Source organism: Saccharopolyspora flava (genome assembly GCF_900116135.1).
In the GTDB taxonomy this organism is placed as follows: domain Bacteria; phylum Actinomycetota; class Actinomycetes; order Mycobacteriales; family Pseudonocardiaceae; genus Saccharopolyspora; species Saccharopolyspora flava.
In genome coordinates this window covers 1,189,809-1,207,989 of sequence record NZ_FOZX01000001.1, presented here as the reverse complement: position 1 = coordinate 1,207,989, position 18,181 = coordinate 1,189,809, and the positions used below count along the sequence as shown (strand labels likewise).

Annotated in this window: 21 protein-coding genes; 19 read left to right on the top strand and 2 right to left on the bottom strand. The window is 69.3% G+C overall.

Annotated elements, in window-relative coordinates; genetic code table 11:
• The first annotated feature begins 97 nt into the window (after positions 1–97).
• From BM424_RS05490 to BM424_RS05415, 18 genes are all read left to right on the top strand, one after another.
• The gene (locus BM424_RS05490) at positions 98–940 is read left to right on the top strand and encodes a helix-turn-helix domain-containing protein (protein ID WP_139274005.1); all 843 of its coding nucleotides are present in this window, start codon (positions 98–100) and stop codon (positions 938–940) included.
• Complete coding sequence (locus BM424_RS05485; RefSeq protein WP_093414130.1) at positions 937–1,122, top strand: DUF397 domain-containing protein; 186 nt, start codon at positions 937–939, stop codon at positions 1,120–1,122. The genes BM424_RS05490 and BM424_RS05485 overlap by 4 nt, the downstream gene beginning before the upstream one ends.
• A gap of 138 nt (positions 1,123–1,260) precedes the next feature.
• The gene (locus BM424_RS05480) at positions 1,261–1,653 is read left to right on the top strand and encodes a hypothetical protein (protein WP_245775611.1); all 393 of its coding nucleotides are present in this window, start codon (positions 1,261–1,263) and stop codon (positions 1,651–1,653) included.
• 13 nt (positions 1,654–1,666) lie between these two features.
• Positions 1,667–2,194 carry a DUF3558 domain-containing protein gene (locus tag BM424_RS05475; protein WP_093414690.1) on the top strand — a complete coding sequence of 176 codons (528 nt, stop codon included), beginning with the start codon at positions 1,667–1,669 and terminating at the stop codon, positions 2,192–2,194.
• Between the two features lie 21 nt (positions 2,195–2,215).
• Positions 2,216–3,568 (top strand): hypothetical protein, encoded by a 1,353-nt coding sequence (locus BM424_RS28720; RefSeq protein ID WP_175547931.1) that lies wholly within the window; start codon positions 2,216–2,218, stop codon positions 3,566–3,568.
• A gap of 68 nt (positions 3,569–3,636) precedes the next feature.
• Entirely contained in the window at positions 3,637–4,452 is an 816-nt protein-coding gene (locus BM424_RS05465; RefSeq protein WP_093414128.1) for an ESX secretion-associated protein EspG, read from the top strand.
• Between the two features lie 187 nt (positions 4,453–4,639).
• On the top strand, positions 4,640–6,424 hold the full coding sequence (locus BM424_RS05460) for a type VII secretion-associated protein (RefSeq protein ID WP_175547930.1): 1,785 nt from the start codon (positions 4,640–4,642) through the stop codon (positions 6,422–6,424).
• 209 nt (positions 6,425–6,633) lie between these two features.
• On the top strand, positions 6,634–6,945 hold the full coding sequence (locus BM424_RS05455) for a WXG100 family type VII secretion target (protein WP_093414688.1): 312 nt from the start codon (positions 6,634–6,636) through the stop codon (positions 6,943–6,945).
• A gap of 63 nt (positions 6,946–7,008) precedes the next feature.
• A complete protein-coding gene (locus BM424_RS05450) occupies positions 7,009–7,299 on the top strand; it encodes a WXG100 family type VII secretion target (protein ID WP_093414124.1) in 291 nt (96 codons plus the stop codon).
• Positions 7,300–7,714: 415 nt separating this feature from the next.
• A complete protein-coding gene (rplM, locus tag BM424_RS05445) occupies positions 7,715–8,158 on the top strand; it encodes a 50S ribosomal protein L13 (RefSeq protein WP_093414122.1) in 444 nt (147 codons plus the stop codon).
• Between the two features lie 29 nt (positions 8,159–8,187).
• Complete coding sequence (gene rpsI, locus BM424_RS05440; protein WP_245775610.1) at positions 8,188–8,676, top strand: 30S ribosomal protein S9; 489 nt, start codon at positions 8,188–8,190, stop codon at positions 8,674–8,676.
• A 217-nt stretch (positions 8,677–8,893) separates the two neighbouring features.
• The gene (glmM, locus tag BM424_RS05435) at positions 8,894–10,228 is read left to right on the top strand and encodes a phosphoglucosamine mutase (protein ID WP_093414685.1); all 1,335 of its coding nucleotides are present in this window, start codon (positions 8,894–8,896) and stop codon (positions 10,226–10,228) included.
• Between the two features lie 51 nt (positions 10,229–10,279).
• Complete coding sequence (locus tag BM424_RS28715) at positions 10,280–10,441, top strand: hypothetical protein (RefSeq protein WP_175547929.1); 162 nt, start codon at positions 10,280–10,282, stop codon at positions 10,439–10,441.
• Positions 10,442–10,448: 7 nt separating this feature from the next.
• On the top strand, positions 10,449–10,571 hold the full coding sequence (locus tag BM424_RS29705; protein ID WP_281248673.1) for a hypothetical protein: 123 nt from the start codon (positions 10,449–10,451) through the stop codon (positions 10,569–10,571).
• A gap of 64 nt (positions 10,572–10,635) precedes the next feature.
• Positions 10,636–10,872, top strand: coding sequence for a hypothetical protein (locus tag BM424_RS05430; protein ID WP_093414120.1), 237 nt, complete (start codon positions 10,636–10,638; stop codon positions 10,870–10,872).
• Between the two features lie 150 nt (positions 10,873–11,022).
• Entirely contained in the window at positions 11,023–11,334 is a 312-nt protein-coding gene (locus BM424_RS05425) for a hypothetical protein (protein ID WP_093414118.1), read from the top strand.
• Positions 11,334–13,883: a hypothetical protein gene (locus BM424_RS05420; RefSeq protein ID WP_093414116.1), complete on the top strand. Its 2,550-nt coding sequence runs from the start codon at positions 11,334–11,336 to the stop codon at positions 13,881–13,883. The genes BM424_RS05425 and BM424_RS05420 overlap by 1 nt, the downstream gene beginning before the upstream one ends.
• A 22-nt stretch (positions 13,884–13,905) precedes the next feature.
• Positions 13,906–14,487 (top strand): hypothetical protein, encoded by a 582-nt coding sequence (locus BM424_RS05415; protein ID WP_093414115.1) that lies wholly within the window; start codon positions 13,906–13,908, stop codon positions 14,485–14,487.
• A gap of 42 nt (positions 14,488–14,529) precedes the next feature.
• Here BM424_RS05415 and BM424_RS28710 read toward each other — a convergent pair whose 3' ends face one another.
• Positions 14,530–15,240 (bottom strand): hypothetical protein, encoded by a 711-nt coding sequence (locus BM424_RS28710; RefSeq protein ID WP_175547928.1) that lies wholly within the window; start codon positions 15,238–15,240, stop codon positions 14,530–14,532.
• Positions 15,241–15,291: 51 nt separating this feature from the next.
• Entirely contained in the window at positions 15,292–16,125 is an 834-nt protein-coding gene (locus tag BM424_RS05405) for a dienelactone hydrolase family protein (RefSeq protein ID WP_093414111.1), read from the bottom strand.
• A gap of 141 nt (positions 16,126–16,266) precedes the next feature.
• Between BM424_RS05405 and glmS the strand changes: the two genes are divergently transcribed.
• Positions 16,267–18,129 carry a glutamine--fructose-6-phosphate transaminase (isomerizing) gene (gene glmS, locus BM424_RS05400; protein ID WP_093414109.1) on the top strand — a complete coding sequence of 621 codons (1,863 nt, stop codon included), beginning with the start codon at positions 16,267–16,269 and terminating at the stop codon, positions 18,127–18,129.
• Positions 18,130–18,181 lie beyond the last annotated feature (52 nt).

Here is an 18,181-nt window from a genome sequence, read left to right as displayed (position 1 = left end):
GTTGGATGTGGCAAGTTTGCCGCTACCTCGGCAATCTGATCAATTACACGAAAGAGGGAGGTCAGGAAGGCTGTTCGAGCACTCGTAAGCTGTGCTCATGTCGGACACACCCAGGGCTCGCATCTTGGCGAAGGAACTTCGAGCGGCCCGAGCTGCCACCGGGATGACCGCGCGAGAGCTCGCCCGCACCTTGGGGTGGTCCGAGGCGAAGGTGAGCCGCATCGAGACCGCGCGCCGCGGGATTCGCGTCGAGGACGTCGAAGCGATGCTCGAAGTCCTGAAGGTGCGCGGAAAAGAGCGCGAGCGCCTGGTCAAGATGGCTGCCGCCGTCCGCGAACCGGCCTGGTGGGAGGTCGGGCGCGACCTGCCCGAGCAGCTCTCAGCGCTCATCGACGCGGAATCTCGCGCCAAGCGCATCACCGACGTCACCCTCAACGTCCTGCCCGGACTCCTGCAGACCAGGTCGTACACCCGCGCGATCATGGAGAGCGTCGATCTCGCCGACGAGGAGATCGAGGAGCGCATCGGGATTCGCCAGATGCGACAAGGGATTCTGAGCCGCCGGGACCCCGTTGAGCTGCGCGCCTTCATCGACGAGACGGCGCTGATCCGGCCGATCGGTGGCGCGCGGGTGATGGCTCAACAGCTCCGGCAGATCGTCTCCGCAACGGACGAGCCGAACATCAGCGCACGGGTGCTCCCCGTGTCGATGGGCGTCCACGCCGGGCTGAGCGGAACGTTCGTGCTGTTCGAGTTCAGCAGGTCGCGCCCGGTCGTCTACATGGAAGCCCGAAGCACTGGCGCGTTCATCGACGAACCCGACGACGTTCAGCCCTTCCTCGACTCCGTCGAACTCCTCGAAGCTCAGGCATCGGATTCCGAAGGCTCCCGCGAGATACTGAACGCGTACGTGCAGCAGTACGAACGGGAGACGGAATGACATCCGGCTTAACCGACTGGCGCAAGTCCAGCAGGAGCGCCGTCGAGGGCAACTGCGTTGAAGTGGCCGTGGCTCCGGAGGTCGTCGGGGTTCGGGATTCGAAGGATCGGGACGGCGGTGTCCTGGTGTTTTCCTCCGATCGATGGGTTGAGTTCGTCGAGGGGCTACGCCGTTCCGGCTGACGTTCTGGGCTGTTCGGCTGGTGTGTGAGGTAGGTCCCTCGAAACCGCCTCCGCGCCAGGTCGTCGCCTTGTACTCTCTGCGTTCGTGATCGCTCGGTTGAGTGACGTTCATGATCACGAACGTGGAGGGGGCTCTCGATGACCACCGGGATGGAAGGCTTAGCCCAAGGCGCTTCAGCGCTGGCAGGCCAGTCAGCCGGCCTGCGCGCAGCCGTCGACAACGGCCAGCTCGTCATGGACCCGGAGAGAGCCGAAGCCGTCGCCAAGGTCTACGACGACAAGGCCGACGACATCCGCCGCAAGCGTTTGCGCACTGATCAGCTGATTGCACGTGACGCCTACGGTGACTGCTTCATCGGGCGGCAGCTGGACCAGAAGTTCAACGAGAAGGTCAACTCGCCGGATACCGGCCTCGTCGCGTTGCTGACCAAGATGGAATCGATCCTGAAGGACATGGCCCAGGCCTACCGAGATTCCGCCCGCGACATGAAGAATGCGGACGAAGAGAACGCCCGGAACCTGAACGTCTGATCTGATGGTGGTTATGCGTAAGACTGGAATCACGCTGGTAACGGCCGCTGCGGCTGCACTGCTCCTGGCCGGATGTTCAGGCGGGAGTGAGACCGGCGGAGCCCCGGCTCCCGCACCGGAGAACAAGCTCGCCGGTTTCGATCCGTGCACCGTCCTGTCGGATTCCGAGCTCCAGGCCTTCGGGGCATCTGGCCCGGGTGAACCGGTCGACCAGGGTGTTGGGGAGCCCGGCTGCGACTTCGACGCGGGCGACTACATCCTCACCGTCTACAAGGCCGAGGGAAATGGGCTGGACTACTGGGAAGGCCAGCGCAGCAAGTTCGGCATCTTCGAACCCAACAAGGTTGGTTCGAGCAACGGGATCAAGGCCGTGACGAGCGGTTCGCAGGGGCAGGGCATTTGCCGCCAGATCATCGAGGCTGGTGGAGGGACCGTTTCAGTGTCGGTCGGGTACAGCGCAGACAAGATTCCGAGTGACGACGCGACCTGCACCAAGGCGATGGAGATCGCTCAGGTCGTCGAGCCGAAGCTGCCGAAGTAGGAACTGTCGAGGGGGAACGACATGGGGAACGGGTTCACCGACTTCGTCGGCGGAGTCGCATCGTCGGCGGGCGACTTGTTCGTCGGTGCCGTCGGCGGTGAGACCTCCGCGCAGGAGGAGGCTCGGCTGGCGCGGGAGGAAGCCGCGAAGCACGGGCGCCAGGACCTCCGGGCGCTCACGCAGGAGCAGCGGAATCTCGAGCTCAACGGCCACGACCCCGCGTCGATCACCCAGCAGGACAACTGGAAGAACTGGGACCAGGCTCGTCTCGCGACGCAGCTGAAGCCGTCGTTGAACCCGGAGCAGATCGCGAAATCCGGTCAGGCGTGGGAGAAGCTCGGCAACGACATCGCCGAGATCTTCGGCGACCTCGACCAGAAGGCCCGGGCCGCTGCTGGTGACGGCATGCGCGGCCAGGCGGCCGAGGCCGGGTTCAACGCCGCGAAGCCGCTGCAGGAGTGGGGTCGGGCGTTCGGCGACTCGGTGCGCGGTACGGGTCTGAAGATCCAGGAGGCCGGGGTCGCGGCCGAGCAGACGAAGGCCTCGCTGCAGCCTCCGGCCGGGTACGACTCGGTGCGCGGCGGCCTGTCGGCGGCGATGGGCCCGAGCGGCATGCTCATCGACAGCACCATGCAGATGCGGGAGCAGAAGGAAGCCGATCAGCAGGCCCGGCAGGTCGCGGAGAACGTCTACGCGAAGAGCTATCAGGCCGTCGACACCAGCACTCCGACGTTCCCCCCGCCGGTGAATCCGCTGGCGCCTCCGCCGCCTCCGCCGGGTGGTGACACCCCGGGCGGGCCCGGCGCGGGGACCGGCTCCGGGTCGGGGTCCGGTACCGGGGGCGGTGGCTACTCCGGCTCGTCCGTCGGCGGTGGTCCCGGTGGCGGCGGGTACTCGGGTTCCGCTCCCGCGCAGAGCAGTGCGCAGTGGGCTTCGCCCTCGCCGGCCGGTCCCGGTGCCGGTGGCGGGATGCCGCCCGGGATGACTCCCGGTCAGGGCGGCCCGGCCGCCGGGTTCGCCGGTGCGATGCCGCCGGGAGCCGGTGCCGGAGCGGGTCGCGGTGCCGGTGGCATGGGCGGTGCTCGCGGTGCGGGCGCCGGCATGGGTGCCGGGGGCAAGGCCGGAGCCGGGATGGGTGCCGGTGGTCGTTCCGGGATGGGCGGTCTCGGCGCGGGTTCCGGGTCTGGTGGTGCCGCTGGTGCGGGTGCCGGTGGTCGTGGTGCCGCGGGGGCTCCCGGTGCCGGGGCCGGTGCCGGTCGCGGCAAGGGCGGCGAGGAGGACAACGAGCACGAGCGTCCCTCGTGGCTCGAGGAGCAAGAAGACATCTGGATGGACGACATGCCGAAGACCGCGCCGCCGGTCTTCGGTGAGTGACCTGGGGTGGGGAAGTTTTCATGAAAACTTCCCCACCCCACGATCCGCGGGTAGCTGGGGGAGGAAGAGTGTCGGAGCGTTGGCTGCTGCCACCGCTGTGGTTCGACCTGTGCTGGGAGATCGGCGGGTTCGACGAGTACCCGTTCCCGATCTCCGTCCGCTCGCACGGTGAGACGCTCGAGGAGCGGGCCGTGCTGCGCCAGCGCACCCTCCCCGACCTGCACAACGCGGGTCTGCTCGGGCAGAACGGCCTGACGCAGCGCTTCGCCGAGATCCTCGGCCAGATCGCCAAGCCGGGCCTGTGGATCGAGGGCCTGTGGATGCCCGACGACACCACCGACTCCCCGGCCCGGCTCCTGTCGGTGGCCACCGAGCAGGGCGCGCTGCTGCTCGTCCAGCAGCCCGGCGACACCGAGAGCTACGGCGGTGACCTGCGGATCTCCGTGCTGCCGCGCACCTCCGTCGGGGCCGCGGCCGTGCAGGGGATGCCTCCGGCGCCCGTCGGCAAGCGCCCGCGCCTGGCGGTCCCGGCCGCCGACCTGGCGCAGCGCGCGCCCGCCGACGACTTCGAGAACATCGACCACATGCAGTCGGCGGCCCCGCGCAAGGCCCCGGCGGCCGAGACGCTGCGCGACCTCGTCGAGGCCCGGCACTTCAGGGACGGCCAGTTCACGGCCAACCTCCGCGACCGCTACGGCCGCACCCACCGCTCGGCGGTCCTCAAGTGGTTCGACGCCCCGGAACCCGACGGCCGCTACGGCCTCACCCAGGCCCAACGCCCCGGCGTCGGCGTGGAGATCGTCCTCGCCGGCCTCGGAGCCCCGGAACTCACCGCGGCCCTCGACAACAGAGTCGCCGAAGTCCGCACCCTCGCCCAGTCCTGACCATCACCTGGCAGTAGTCGGGGTTGTGGCGTTCGGGGTACGTGGGCGGGTGGGTGCGGCATGATGTTGGGCGTGCGGAGCCCCTGCCTCTAGGGTGCTCACCCGGGGGACGGTGCCGTCGCGTCGGCGGGCCGGTGGACGACGTCGTTGCAGGCGAGAGCTTCGGCGACGGTGAATGGAGTACTGGGTGTCCCTGCACGTCTCGATCGACTTCGGCACATCGAGCACATGCACGGTGGTCTCGGTCGGCGGTGCCGAACCACAGGTGGTCGTCATCGACGGGCAGCCGCTGGTGCCCTCGGCGGTCTTCGCCGCCGCCGACGGCACGCTGTTCGTCGGGCACGAGGCCGAGCGCCAGGCCGCCGTCGATCCCGCCCGCTTCGAACCGCACCCCAAGCGCCGCATCGACGAGGGCGAACTGCTGCTCGGCAGCACCGTGCTCAAGGTCGGCGACGTCATCCGCGCTGTCCTGCAGCGCGCCGTCGGCGAGGCCCGCCGCTTCGCGGGCGGAGCCGCCGTCGACCTCCTCGTGCTCACCCACCCCGCCGACTGGGGTTCGGTGCGCGCCGCCGAGCTCCGCCAGGCCGCCACCGGCCTCGGCAAGGAGATCGTGCTGGTCCCCGAGCCCGTGGCCGCGGCGGTGTTCCACTCGGCGGGCAACGGGCTTCCCGACGGCGGGGCGCTGGCGGTCCTCGACCTCGGCGGCGGCACCATCGACGCCTCCGTGGTGCGCAAGCAGGGCGCGTCGTTCCAGGTCCTGGCCACCAAGGGCGAACCGAACTTCGGCGGCGCCGACATCGACCAGCTGCTGCTGGAGCACGTCGGCGAACTCGTCGGCAGCACCGACCCGGACGCGTGGCGCAAGCTCGTCGAGGGCCGCGAGATGCCCGACCGGCGACGTCGCCGCGTGCTGCGGCAGGACGTGCGCGGGGCCAAGGAGACGCTGTCCCGCCACGCCTACACCGACGTGCCGATGCCGCCGCCGTTCCCCGACGCGCACGTCACCCGCGCCGACCTGGAGAAGCTCATCGCCGCCCCGCTGGCCCGCGCCGCCGACCTGGTGCTGGCCACGCTGCACGACGGTCAGGTGCCGCGAAGACAGCTCGCCGGGGTGTTCCTCGTCGGCGGTTCCAGCCGGATCCCGATGGTCGCCCGCCTGATCCACGAGCGCACCGGTGTCGTCCCGGCCACCCTCGACCAGCCCGAAACCGTCGTCGCCCGAGGTGCTTTGCGGGCCGTGCGGCTCGACCCCGGGCGCAGCGGCGGCCTCGCCCCGACCGGGACGTGGGCCGGTACCACGGTCCGCGACTACCCGATCCCCGGGCAGGCGACCAGGGGCGATCCGCTCAGCCACGCCCGGACGGTGGTGATGACCGGCGACGAGCCGACCCGCCCGGTCACCAAGCGCCCCACGGCCAAGCGCAAGAGCAGGACCCCGTGGATCGCCGGTGCCGGGGCCGTGGCGATCGCCGCGGTCGCCGGGGTGGCGGCGCTGCTGCTCACCGACACCCCGCCGCAGGCCGACCCGGCCGTGCCCGCGCAGCAGATGGCCGCCTACGACTACCACTTCGCCTACCCGGGCGGCTGGCGTCCGGCGGGCGGTGATCCGGCGAAGTTCCAGACGCTCGTCGAACCCGCCGGCGGACCGCAGGGCGCGCTGGTCGCGGTCGAGGAGGGGCGGCTGACCTTCGACACCGACGGCGACCGCAACCGCGCGGTGCAGCTGCTGCGCGGCGAGTACGAGAAGAGCGTCGCGGCGGGCGAGAAGTTCTCGCTGTTCACGCCGTCCACCAGCTTCGCCGGGAGGGACGTCGTCTACTACCGCGAAACGCTGCCCGCAGCGACCGTCGAGTGGTACACGCTGTACAAAGGTCAATTCAAAGTCAGCGTGGGCTGCAAGTACGGCGTGGAGGGCAGGGACGAGGTCGTTCGCGCCTGCGAACAGGTCGTCGGTTCTCTCGCGCTCGGCTGATGCAATTGCGAACGGACTCCGTTCGGCCGAGTGTCCTTTGAGGTTTTCGCAACCGCAAAACCGTTGCTGACCAGCGGGTTCCCCGTTCCGCGTTTACAACAGCAACGGCTTGCGAAGAAATCCAGGACAACGGGGAACCGGACGTGGCAATGTCTGCGTCGCAGGTTCATCAGAGCTTGATACCGAGTTTGAAGGGGGTCATCGGAGAGATGGCTGGAATTGGTGCGGACACCGAGGCGATCCAGCAGGCGTCGGTCGACATCGACGAGGCCCGCAACGCCGTGGAGCAGGCGCTGCAGCAGCTGCAGGGGCAGCTGGAGGGCCCGGTGCAGAACTGGCGGGGCGCCGCGGCGGACGTCTTCCGCAAGCTGATGGAGCAGTACGAGCAGAGCGGCAAGACCATCATCCAGAAGCTCGACGAGCTGGGGCAGAACGTGAAGTCCTCGGGTCAGGACTACGCGCAGGTCCAGGAGGAGCAGGCCCAGGAGATCTCGAAGATCAGCAGCCTGCTCGACGGCTGATTTCGCTTCCGCAGTTCGCAGATTCCACATTTCTTGATCTAGAAGATTCCGAGGGGACAGGTAATGAGCGAGATCAACGTCAACTTCGCGGAGCTGCAGCAGGCTTCCGATGACCTGCAGGCGGCCGCCCAGAAGATCCAGGGCGAGCTGGACGACCTGGAGGGCAAGATCCAGAAGCTGGTCGCCACCTGGGAGAGCGAGGCCGCCTCGGCCTACCAGGAAGCGCAGCGCACCTGGGACCAGGAAGCCGCCAAGATGCAGGAGACCGCCGCCAAGATGGGCATGGCCGTCGGTGCGGCCAACGAGTCCTTCCAGGCCGGTGAGAAGAAGAACGCCGGCCGTTTCGGTGGCTGAGCTCACTTCGCACTGATTTCCGCGCTGATGGCTCCGGCGTTTTTCGCCGGGGCCATCGGTGCGTCCGGCGGGTGATCTCCATTTGCGGAGGTCCGATCGGCTTTGCCGGGGTGCCCGTCGGCGACCAGCGGGCATTGCTATGCTGGTTTCGGCGATCTGGCAGGTCAGGGCCTCACAAGTAGGACCGAGGACCCGTTTTGACCGGCCGAGAAGCCACCAAGTACCCTCATTCTTTGTTGTGCGGTGCGCGGCTGCAGTTCGCGCCAGCGGAACGGACTCGCTCAGCGGGTCGCGGTCCCGGCGGCGGTACTGGCGGACGTGCCGGTTCCACGAGCAGACCTCGTGTGAACCGTCCGGCGTGATCGAGACGGGCTCCGCACTGAGATTCCGACGCGAACGACGACGAGGTAGACCCGTGCGCACGTACAGCCCGAAGCCCGGCGAGGTGACCCGCGCCTGGCATGTGATCGACGCCGAGGATGTGGTGCTCGGCCGGTTGGCAACTCAGGCCGCGACGCTGCTGCGCGGCAAGCACAAGCCGACCTACGCGCCGCACGTCGACACCGGTGACTTCGTCGTCATCATCAACGCCGAGAAGGTGGCCCTCACCGGTAACAAGCGCGAGCAGGCGTTCCACTACCGGCACTCCGGGTACCCGGGTGGCCTGCGCAAGCAGTCCTTCGGCCAGGTGCTCGACTCGCACCCCGAGCGGCTGCTGGAGAAGGCGATCAAGGGCATGCTCCCGAAGAACAAGCTCGGCCGGGCCATGGGCAAGAAGCTCAAGGTCTACGCCGGTCCGGAGCACCCGCACCAGGCCCAGAACCCGCAGGCGTTCGAGATTAAGGCGAGCCAGAAGTGACTGACGAAGAACTGCAGCAGGAAGAGGCAGTGACTGCCGAGGAGACGGTCGAGGCCGTCGCCGCTGACGAGACCGCCACCGAGGAGACCGCTGCCGAGGCTCCGGCTCCGGCCCCCGTCCCGGTTCCGGCCGGTGGCGCGGTGCAGACCGTGGGTCGTCGCAAGGAGGCCGTGGTCCGCGTCCGGCTGGTGCCGGGCAACGGCGGCTTCAAGCTCAACGGCAAGAGCCTCGAGCAGTACTTCCCGAACAAGGTTCACCAGCAGCTCATCAAGGAGCCGATGGTGACCGTCGAGCGCCTCGAGAACTTCGACGTGCTGGCCACCCTGCGCGGTGGCGGCCCGTCCGGTCAGGCCGGTGCGCTGCGCATGGCGATCGCCCGTGCGCTGACCGCCTTCGACTCGGAGGACCGCCCGGCGCTGAAGAAGGCCGGCATGCTCACCCGCGACGCGCGGGAGAAGGAGCGCAAGAAGTACGGCCTCAAGAAGGCCCGCAAGGCGCCGCAGTACAGCAAGCGCTGACGCGACCCCAGCATCACCTGCGGGAGCAGGTTCGTCCTTCCTGGGCGGGCCTGCTCCCGCAGTCTTTTGTTGGGGTGGGGAAGTTTTCATGAAAACTTCCCCACCCCGACCACGAGGCTCACCCGGGGTCTCGACCCGGGGACGCTGTGGAGTGCCGACGGACCGGTTGTGCGAGGCTTGTGCCACCGGTCGCAGACACGAGGAGGACTTGCTGCTGATGGCTCGGTTGTTCGGCACCGACGGTGTCCGCGGATTGGCCAACGGCGATCTCACGCCGGAGCTGGCGATGTCGGTGAGCTCGGCCGCCGCTCGCGTGCTCTACGACCGGGACGACTCCCGGCGCCGGGTGGCGCTGGTCGGTCGTGACCCGCGGGCCAGCGGCGAGATGCTGGAGTCCGCCGTCGTGGCCGGCCTGACCTCGGCGGGTGCCGACGTGCTGCGCATCGGAGTCCTCCCCACGCCGGCCGTGGCCTACCTGGTCAAGGAGCTGGGCGCCGACATCGGCGTGATGATCTCCGCCTCGCACAACCCGATGCCCGACAACGGCATCAAGCTGTTCAGCGCGGGCGGCAACAAGCTCCCCGACGCCCTCGAGGACGAGATCGAGACCCGCCTGGGCGAGCAGGTGGAGCGCCCGACCGGCGTGCACGTCGGCCGCGTCCGCGACGTCCCGGACGCGCTCCGCCGCTACACCGATCACCTGCTGGTCGCCGCCCCGCACCGGCTCGACGGCCTCAAGGTCGTCGTCGACTGCGCCAACGGCGCGGCCTCCGAAGCCGCCCCCGACGTCTACCGCCGGGCGGGCGCCGAGGTCATCGCGATCGCCGCCGAGCCCGACGGCCTCAACATCAACGACGGCGTCGGCTCCACCCACCTGGAGGGGTTGCAGGCCGCGGTCGTCGAGCACGGCGCCGACCTGGGCATCGCCCACGACGGCGACGCGGACCGCTGCCTGGCCGTGGACGCCTCGGGCGAGGTCGTCGACGGCGACCAGATCATGGCGATCCTGGCCGTGGACATGCACGAGTCCGGCGAGCTCGCCGACGACACGCTGGTCGCGACGGTCATGAGCAACCTCGGTCTGCACCTGGCGATGCGCGAGCACGGGGTGTCGCTGCGCACCACGGCCGTCGGCGACCGCTACGTGCTGGAGGAGCTGCGCGCCGGCGGCTACTCGCTGGGCGGCGAGCAGTCCGGCCACGTCGTCCTGCCCGCCCACGCCACCACCGGTGACGGCCTGCTCACGGCGCTGCGGCTGATGGGCAGGATCGCGTCCACCGGCAACCCGCTGTCCTCGCTGGCCAAGATCATGCGCCGGCTGCCCCAGGTGCTGATCAACGTCCGGGTCGCGGACAAGGCCGCGGCCGTGGTCGCGCCCGAGGTCACCACCGCCGTCGCCGAGGCCGAGGCCGAGCTGGGCGAGACCGGCCGGGTCCTGCTCCGCCAGTCCGGCACCGAGCAGCTGGTCCGGGTCATGGTCGAGGCCGCGGGCGAACAGGACGCGCAGGACATCGCGGACAGGCTCGCGAAGATTGTCTCCGCCATCCGGTGATCTTTGTGATTTGGGTCTCCACTTGACGCGAATCTGTGAGACCCTGCTCACATGGGTGCCATCGTCGTCGCCATAGTTGTCGGGCTCATCGCTGTTGGGCTCGTTGTCGGGATCATCGCGTTCGGAGCGCTGATGCTCGCGGGCCTCAAGGCTGTCAACGCAGCTCACGAGGGCCGTTCCTGGTACGTCAACCGCCGACACCACAAGGTGTGAGGTCCCGATGCGCCTCCTCGGAGACCTCTGGACGATCCTGATCGTCCCGCTCCTGTGCATGCTCCTGGGCGCACTGGTGTTCGCCGTGATCCTCGCCCAAGGCTGGGGCCTCCAGACCTTGATGCACTGAGCAGCCACCCCCGTCCCCCCGCGTCCGATAGGTTCGCGAGGAAATCGAGGACGGAGGAACAGGCATGTTCATGGCCCCTTGGCTGCTGATCGGGCTCGTCATCGGAGGAGGCCTGGGCTTCCTCGTCGGGTACTTGGTCTTCAAGAAACGACCGGCTCAGCAGGGCTATCCGCACGCCCCGCAGGCCTGGGGCCAGCCGCCGCAGCCGGTGCAGTCCCCGCAGCAGTGGGGCCAGCCCCAGCCCCCGCAGGCCCCTCAGCAGTGGGGCAACCCGCAGCAGCAGTACCCGCCTCAGCGCTGACGGCTTCGCGGATGCAAGTACCTGGTCGTTCCGGCCTTCCGCGCGCCCCTTTCCTGCCAAGATGAGGAACCAGACCGTCTTGGTTCACGTCGGAACCTGTGCTTGAGCGCCGTGCGAGCGACGGCGGGTTCCTGGAATGGAGGGGGAAGGGTGACCGGGTTCGGGGCCAACGCCGGTGAGTTCTCATCGGTAGGAGGAAGCATTCGTGCAGCGGCGGATCCCGTCCGCGACAAGCACAGCAAGGACATCGCCGACCTGGGGATGGGCCAGGCCGACTTCGGCAAGGCCCACGGCGAGTACTTCCAGCCCTACCAGCAGGCGATGGACAAGATCTCCAAGTGCGTCGCGAGCCTCGCCGACGGCATGGACGACTTCGCCGGAAAGCTGGAGCAGAGCGGTTCCGGCTACACCTGGTCCGATGCCGACGCGGCCGGCACCGTCGGAAAGTCTGGGGGTAACTGATGTCGGACGACCTCCCGAAGTGGGAAGACGTCAAGAAGGTCCTCGACGATCCGAACGTCTCCGATGACAAGAAGCGCCAGTTAGCCATCGCGTACGGCCAGAACTCCGATGAGTTCTGGGGAAACGGCATCAACGACGAGGTTGAGCCCTACCTCGACAAGTACGACGACGGCTACTGGCGTCTTCGGGGCGAGGGTTTCCTCAACCCGGACATCGAGCAGAACCTGAAGGACTCCTACAACGACGCCAAGGGCGAGGCTGACAAGGCCGCGAGCGACAAGCGGGAGCACGACAAGGCCGTCAGCGACGGCAAGGGCAAGCTCGAAGACGTCAAGCGCAAGTCCGAGAACGGTGAGAACGGCGGCGCAGGCGCCAAATCCGGTGATGAGCTGCTGGACGCGGGCAAGCCGGGGCTGAAGTTCTTCGATACCTGGGTGCCGCTCTACGAGAAGATCCAGCACGACTACAACGACAAGAGCAAGGTCCCGAAGCTCGACAAGATCAAGGAGCACTACGACGAGCAGCGCCGGCTGAACTTCGACAAGTTCGCCAAGAACATCGACGACCTCGAAAGTGCCGAGAAGGGCATGCGGGAGTCGATGCAGACCATGTCCGACAAGCTCGGCGGTCTGTGGAAGAGCTGGACCGGTGGTGCGTCCGATGCTTCGCAGGACTTCTTCTCGTCGAAGTTCACCCCCACCGCGCAGGAACGCGTGATCCAGACGGTCAGCGATGGCGCGTCGGCGACCAAGGACACGGTGAAGGCCGTGTCCTCGCTGATCCAGGCGAAGGCCAACGCCGCTCTGGAGCTCGACCAGTACTCCACGAGGATCGGCGGCAAGGCCGAGCAGGATTGGGACACCACCATCACGGTGGCCAACGGGACCGATGACGACACCACGCTGCGCAAAGCGTGCTCGATCTGGGACATCCCGATCGACGAGAGCTGTGGCGATCTCACCCAGGAGGTGAAGGACAAGATTTGCGACGAGTGTCGCAACGTCGTCCGGAACACCTTCGCGAAGCAGGTCGAGGAGTCCACGCACGGCTTCGTGAAGATGTGCGAGGACACCAAGAAGAACATCAACGACGCCTGGAAGAAGCTCAACGACGAACTGGGCAAGGCGGAGGCGAACCCCTTCAAGAACCCCGGTCCGGCCGACAAGGGCGGTGACCAGAAGCCCGGCGGCCCGCAACAACCCGGCGGGCAGCAGGGCGCCGGTGGAGCCGGTGGCGGCGCAGGCGGTGGAGCCGGCGGGGGTGCCGCTGGTGGCGGTGCTGCTGGTGGCGGCGCCGGCGGAGGCGCCGGGGCCGGCGGTGGTGCCATGCCGGCTGCTCCGGAGATGCCCAAGCCCCCCGAGATGCCGGAGATGCCGCAGGCCCCGGGCATGCCCGGCCAGGGCGGCCCGGGTGGTCCGGAAGGCGAGAAGGTCACGCTCGGCCAGGGCCAGAACGCCGTCACGGTCCAGGAACCGGGCGCGGACGGCAAGCCACAGGTCCAGTTGACCGGGCCGGACGGCCAGCCCAAGACCTACGCGGTCGACTTCGGCCAAGGACAACCGGGTCAGATGCCCGGGCAGCCGGGCGCGGTTCCCGGCGGTGTGCAGGCCATGCCCGCCCCGGCACCCGGAGCTCCGGGAGCCCCCGCGCCGGGTGGGCCGCAGCCGATCCCGGTCCAGGCCGGTCCTGACGGGCGCGCGGTCATCCACGAGGGCGACCGGACGATCACCCTGGAACAGGGCGCCGGTGGAGAGATCAAGGTCAACGTCGACAACGGCGGCGGCCAGCCCCCGCTGAACCAGACGATCGACTTCGGCGACGAGCCGCAGCCGCCCACCCTGGGCGGACAGGCTCCTCCGGCCGACGGCATCGTCGGCGGTCCGTACCCGGCCGAGCCCCCGCAGGCACCGGCACCGGGCGCACCCCCGGTCGATCCGGGCATGCCCGTGGCGGAGCCCGCTCCGGCGCCTGCGCCCCCGCCGATGCCCGAACCGGCGGGAGCCGGTGCGGCGAGCGCCTTCACGGCCGCGCCCGCCCCGGACACGAGCGGTTTCACCACGATGCCCGCCGCTGACACGGCTGCGGAACCGGTGCCCGGTGCTCCGGCGGCTACGACCGCGCAATCCGCGGGTGTCGCGCCGTCCGGACCGACCGGTGACGGCGTGCAGAACTTCTTCGGCAGCATCTCGGGCGACCTGTTCGGCGGTGATCCGGACCCGCATTCCGGGGCTCCGGGGCTCTCCTCGCTGGGCGGGGATCCCGCTGGTGGCACGGCTCAGGGAGCCGGGTCGACCGGTCTGTCCTCGCTCGGCGGTGATCCGGGAGCCGGTGCGCAGCCCGGTGGTGGGCAGTCCGGCCAAGGCGGTTCGACCGCGATGGGCGGCGGCATGATGGGCGGCATGATGGGTGCGGGCCAGGGGCAGCAGGGCGGTGAGCAGGAGCGCACCAACGACAGCCCGTGGCGCACCCAGGGCCAGCTCTTCGACGACGGGGTGGACGCGTCCAACGTGCGCTTCCGATCCGTGCTGGGCGAGGACCGGGATCAGTGAAGCCCGGTGAAGGAGTGCAGCGGTGATCAGTGAGAACGCCAAGGCCTTCCGCAACGCGATGGAAGGCCTGGTGCGGGAGAACGCGGCGAGCGTCCGCGTCGTCCAGCAGAGCTGGGAGGACGCGGCGAAGGCGGCGGACAAGTCCGCGCAGGAGACCACGGAGAAGGGCCAGAAGCTCGTCGAGCGCATCCGCGAGCGCGCCGAGAACCTGCGCCGCGCCGACGAGAAGTCGGGCGTGCAGGAGATCTCCGTCGGTGAGGAACCGGACACCGTGGATCCCGATCCCGAGGTGGAGCGGTTCGGGCAGCAGCTCTACGCGACGCAGAAGAGCAAGGCGGAGGAAGCCGCCGCGACGACGGCGCAGGCCGCCGAACCGCAAGCCCCGCAGCAGGCCGGTCATGCTCCGGCTTCGCCTGCGCCGCAGGCACCTCCGGCCGACAACGGGTGGAACGTGCAGGCCGGGCGGTTCGGTCGGCGGACCGCACCGCCACCCCCGCCGCCGGCCGCGCCGAAACCGCCTGCGCCGCCGAAGCCCGCGCCGCGCCGGCAGCAGCCGGTGTTCGACGACGACGATGACTACGAGAACCAGAGCTGGTTGCGCTGAACGCATTTCGGGCCGTGATCCCCAGGATCACGGCCCGATTCGTCATTGCTGCGGATAGCCACCCGGCTGCTGCGGTCCGCCCGGCTGCTGCGGCGGATATCCCGGCGGTTGCGGGAATCCTTGCTGCTGCGGGTATCCCGATTGCTGAGGCGGGTAGGCGAACCCGCCCTGCTGGGGGTATCCGCCGAACTGCACCGGCTGCGCCGCGCGCGGGCCGCCGGGCTTGGGCTTGAGCGACTTGCGCACGATCGGCAGGAACGCGAGCACGGTGACGATCAGCCCGGGCAGGAACGTCGCGATCCCGGCGTAGGGGAAGAACTGCTCGATGACCGTGTCGTCGCGGTCCATCGTCGTCAGCCCGTAGGTCACCGCCCAGACCAGGTTCCCGAACAGGAAGATGCCGCCTCCGAGCAGGACCAACGGCGCGAACCGGAGCCGGAAGATCAGCAGCACGCCGCCTGCGATCAACACCAGCCCACCGGGCACGCACATCACGAGTCCGGACAGGTTGTCCAGGCCGTCGAAGAACACGACGAGACCCGCGATGATCGCGATGGCGGCCGTGAGGAAGCCGATGATCCGGCCGGGATCAGAACCGCCCTGCCGCGGTCCCGCCTGCTGTGGATAACCCTGTGGATAACCCGCCTGCTGCTGCGGATGGGCGGGTTGCTGGGGGTAGCCCTGGGGTGGAAGTCCCTGGTGCGGGTATCCCGGTTGCTGGGGTTGACCGTAGGGCGGCTGCGGCGAGGTCATGGGCGGATTCTCGCGCATCCGCGTGCTGTTCCGGGTGGGTTCCGGGGAGGTCTAGGCGGCGAGTTTTCCGTGGGTGTTGACCTGGTCGATCGTGCTGCCCTTGATGTTCTCGTTGAGCAGGAGGTCGCCGCGGCGGTCGTTCGCGAGGGCGCGGAGGAAGAACGCCGTGAGCAGGCCCTTGGTGATGCGCTGCGTGGTGTACTCCGGCTTGCCGTGCAGCAGCAGCTGCGACCAGTGCGTGCCCTCGGTGAAGCCCAGGTGGGTGGCCTTCTTGATGGTGCGCAGCTGCACCGGGCCGCCCCAGGCGCGGGAGATCGGTTCGGCGTTGGCGACCGGCGGGGTGAGCAGGTCGTCGGCGGCGGCGAGGTGCAGGGCGGGGGCCTTGACCTTCGGGGCCGCGTCGAGCGCCGACGGGTGGGTCTCGGCGGCGGCCAGCGTGGCGACGGCCTTGATGCGCGGGTCCTCGGCCGCGGCCAACACGGCGCAGCCTCCGCCCATCGCGTGACCGGCGGCGCCGAGCTTGTTCTCGTCGACGCTGATCTTGCCCTCGCCGAGCCGGACGCCGACCGCGACGTCCAGGGCGGCGCGCATGTCCTCGGCGTAGAGGCGGTGCGAGGCCAGCGGGCCCCGGTGCGTCGCGGGCGAGACCACGACGATGCCCCAGCTCGCGAGGTGCCTCATCAGCGCCAGGTAGCGGCGCGGCGGCTGCAGCCAGCCGTGCCCGAACACGACGGCCGGCAGTCCCGTCCCCGAGCGCGGGGTGCAGACCGTGCCGGGCAGGCCGACCAGGGCCATGTCGCCGTGCAGCACGTCGTGCGGACCACGACGGGACAGCTCGACGAACGCGTGCTTCGCGGAGGGCAGCTTCTTGGCTTTGCGCGCCATGGTCGATAACCGTAGCGGATCTAGACGCACGCGCGAGGTAGCGCGTTGTTACGTGATCCTTCCGATCGGAGAACCCCGAGCGATGTGGGTCACCAGGGCTCCGTCATGTTCTGTTCGGGCGGAATGGCTACCCTGGCTCGCGTGTGCGGCATCGTGGGTTACGTAGGACATCGCCAGGCGCTGGAAGTCGTGCTGGGCGGACTTCGGCGACTGGAGTACCGGGGTTACGACTCGGCAGGCGTGGCCCTGCTCGACGGTGAGGGCGGCCTCGCGGTGGAGCGGGCGGCCGGGGCGCTGTCGAACCTGGAGAAGAAGCTCGCCGAGGGCGACGGCACCGGCTTCGAGGGCAACTCGGGCATGGGTCACACCCGGTGGGCGACGCACGGTGCTCCCACCGACCGCAACGCCCACCCGCACCGGGACTCGGCGGGCCGGGTCGCCGTGGTGCACAACGGCATCATCGAGAACTTCGCCGCGCTGCGCGCCGAGCTCGAGGCCGACGGCGTCGAGATGGCCAGCGAGACCGACACCGAGACCGCCGCGCACCTGGTGTCGGCCGCCTACGCGGCCGGGCCGACAGCCGGTGACCTCGCCGCCAGCGTCTGCGCCGTGGCGCGACGCCTCGAAGGCGCGTTCACGCTGGTCGTGACGCACGCCGACGAGCCGGGAACGATCGTGGCGGCGCGTCGCTCGTCGCCGCTGGTGGTCGGCGTCGGCGACGGCGAGCACTTCGTGGCCTCCGACGTGGCGGCGTTCATCGAGCACACCCGGGACGCCGTGGAGCTCGGCCAGGACCAGGTCGTGAGCATCACCCGCGACGGCTACCGGGTCACCGACTTCGACAACACCGAGGTCGAGGCCAAGCCGTTCAGCGTGGACTGGGACCTGTCGGCCGCCGAGAAGGGCGGCCACGACTACTTCATGCTCAAGGAGATCGAGGAGCAGCCGGCGGCGCTGGCCGACACGCTGCGCGGGCACTTCGCCAACGGCCAGATCGTCCTCGACGAGCAGCGGCTCACCGAGCAGGACCTGCGCGACATCACCAAGGTCTTCATCGTCGCCTGCGGCACCGCCTACCACTCGGGCCTGCTGGCCAAGTACGCCATCGAGCACTGGTGCCGCATCCCCGTCGAGGTCGAGCTGGCCAGCGAGTTCCGCTACCGCGACCCGGTGCTGGGCCGCGACACCCTGGTGGTGGCGATCTCGCAGTCCGGTGAGACCGCCGACACCCTGGAGGCCGTGCGGCACGCCCGGACCCAGCGGGCGCGGGTGCTGGCGATCTGCAACACCAACGGCGCGCAGATCCCGCGCGAGTCCGACGCGGTGCTCTACACCCACGCCGGCCCGGAGATCGGGGTGGCCGCCACCAAGACGTTCCTCGCCCAGATCGCGGCGAACTACCTGGTCGGGCTGGCCCTGGCGCAGGCTCGCGGGACCAAGTACTCCGACGAGGTGGCGCGCGAGTTCAACGAGCTCGCCGCCATGCCGGAGGCGGTGAGCTCGACGCTGTCGACCGTCGACCAGGTCCGCAAGCTCGGCAAGGAGCTCGCCGACTCCAAGGCGGTGCTGTTCCTGGGCCGCCACGTCGGTTACCCGGTGGCGCTGGAGGGCGCGCTCAAGCTCAAGGAGCTCGCCTACATGCACGCCGAGGGCTTCGCGGCGGGCGAGCTCAAGCACGGTCCGATCGCGCTGATCGAGGACCAGCTGCCGGTCGTGATCGTCATGCCGTCGCCGACCGGGCGGGCGCTGCTGCACGCCAAGATGGTCTCCAACATCCGGGAGATCCAGGCCCGCGGTGCTCGCACGATCGTGATCGCCGAGGAGGGTGACGAGGAGATCGAGCCCTTCGCCGACGAGCTGATCACCATCCCGGCCGTGCCGACGCTGCTGCAGCCGCTGGTGTCGACGATCCCGCTGCAGGTCCTGGCGGCCGAGATCGCCCGGTCCCGTGGCTACGACGTCGACAAGCCCCGCAACCTCGCCAAGTCCGTCACCGTCGAGTGACCCCGGGGGTTCCCGATTTCGTGTCACCCGGGAGGTGGCGGCGGGCCTGCGG

Coding starts and splice junctions, on each gene's coding strand:
- BM424_RS05490 (WP_139274005.1), top strand. CDS start 98: ATGTCGGACACACCCAGGGCTCGCATCTTGGCGAAGGAACTTCGAGCG.
- BM424_RS05485 (WP_093414130.1), top strand. CDS start 937: ATGACATCCGGCTTAACCGACTGGCGCAAGTCCAGCAGGAGCGCCGTC.
- BM424_RS05480 (WP_245775611.1), top strand. CDS start 1,261: ATGACCACCGGGATGGAAGGCTTAGCCCAAGGCGCTTCAGCGCTGGCA.
- BM424_RS05475 (WP_093414690.1), top strand. CDS start 1,667: ATGCGTAAGACTGGAATCACGCTGGTAACGGCCGCTGCGGCTGCACTG.
- BM424_RS28720 (WP_175547931.1), top strand. CDS start 2,216: ATGGGGAACGGGTTCACCGACTTCGTCGGCGGAGTCGCATCGTCGGCG.
- BM424_RS05455 (WP_093414688.1), top strand. CDS start 6,634: ATGGCTGGAATTGGTGCGGACACCGAGGCGATCCAGCAGGCGTCGGTC.
- BM424_RS05450 (WP_093414124.1), top strand. CDS start 7,009: ATGAGCGAGATCAACGTCAACTTCGCGGAGCTGCAGCAGGCTTCCGAT.
- glmM (WP_093414685.1), top strand. CDS start 8,894: ATGGCTCGGTTGTTCGGCACCGACGGTGTCCGCGGATTGGCCAACGGC.
- BM424_RS28715 (WP_175547929.1), top strand. CDS start 10,280: ATGGGTGCCATCGTCGTCGCCATAGTTGTCGGGCTCATCGCTGTTGGG.
- BM424_RS29705 (WP_281248673.1), top strand. CDS start 10,449: ATGCGCCTCCTCGGAGACCTCTGGACGATCCTGATCGTCCCGCTCCTG.
- BM424_RS05430 (WP_093414120.1), top strand. CDS start 10,636: ATGTTCATGGCCCCTTGGCTGCTGATCGGGCTCGTCATCGGAGGAGGC.
- BM424_RS05420 (WP_093414116.1), top strand. CDS start 11,334: ATGTCGGACGACCTCCCGAAGTGGGAAGACGTCAAGAAGGTCCTCGAC.
- BM424_RS28710 (WP_175547928.1), bottom strand. CDS start 15,240: ATGACCTCGCCGCAGCCGCCCTACGGTCAACCCCAGCAACCGGGATAC.
- BM424_RS05405 (WP_093414111.1), bottom strand. CDS start 16,125: ATGGCGCGCAAAGCCAAGAAGCTGCCCTCCGCGAAGCACGCGTTCGTC.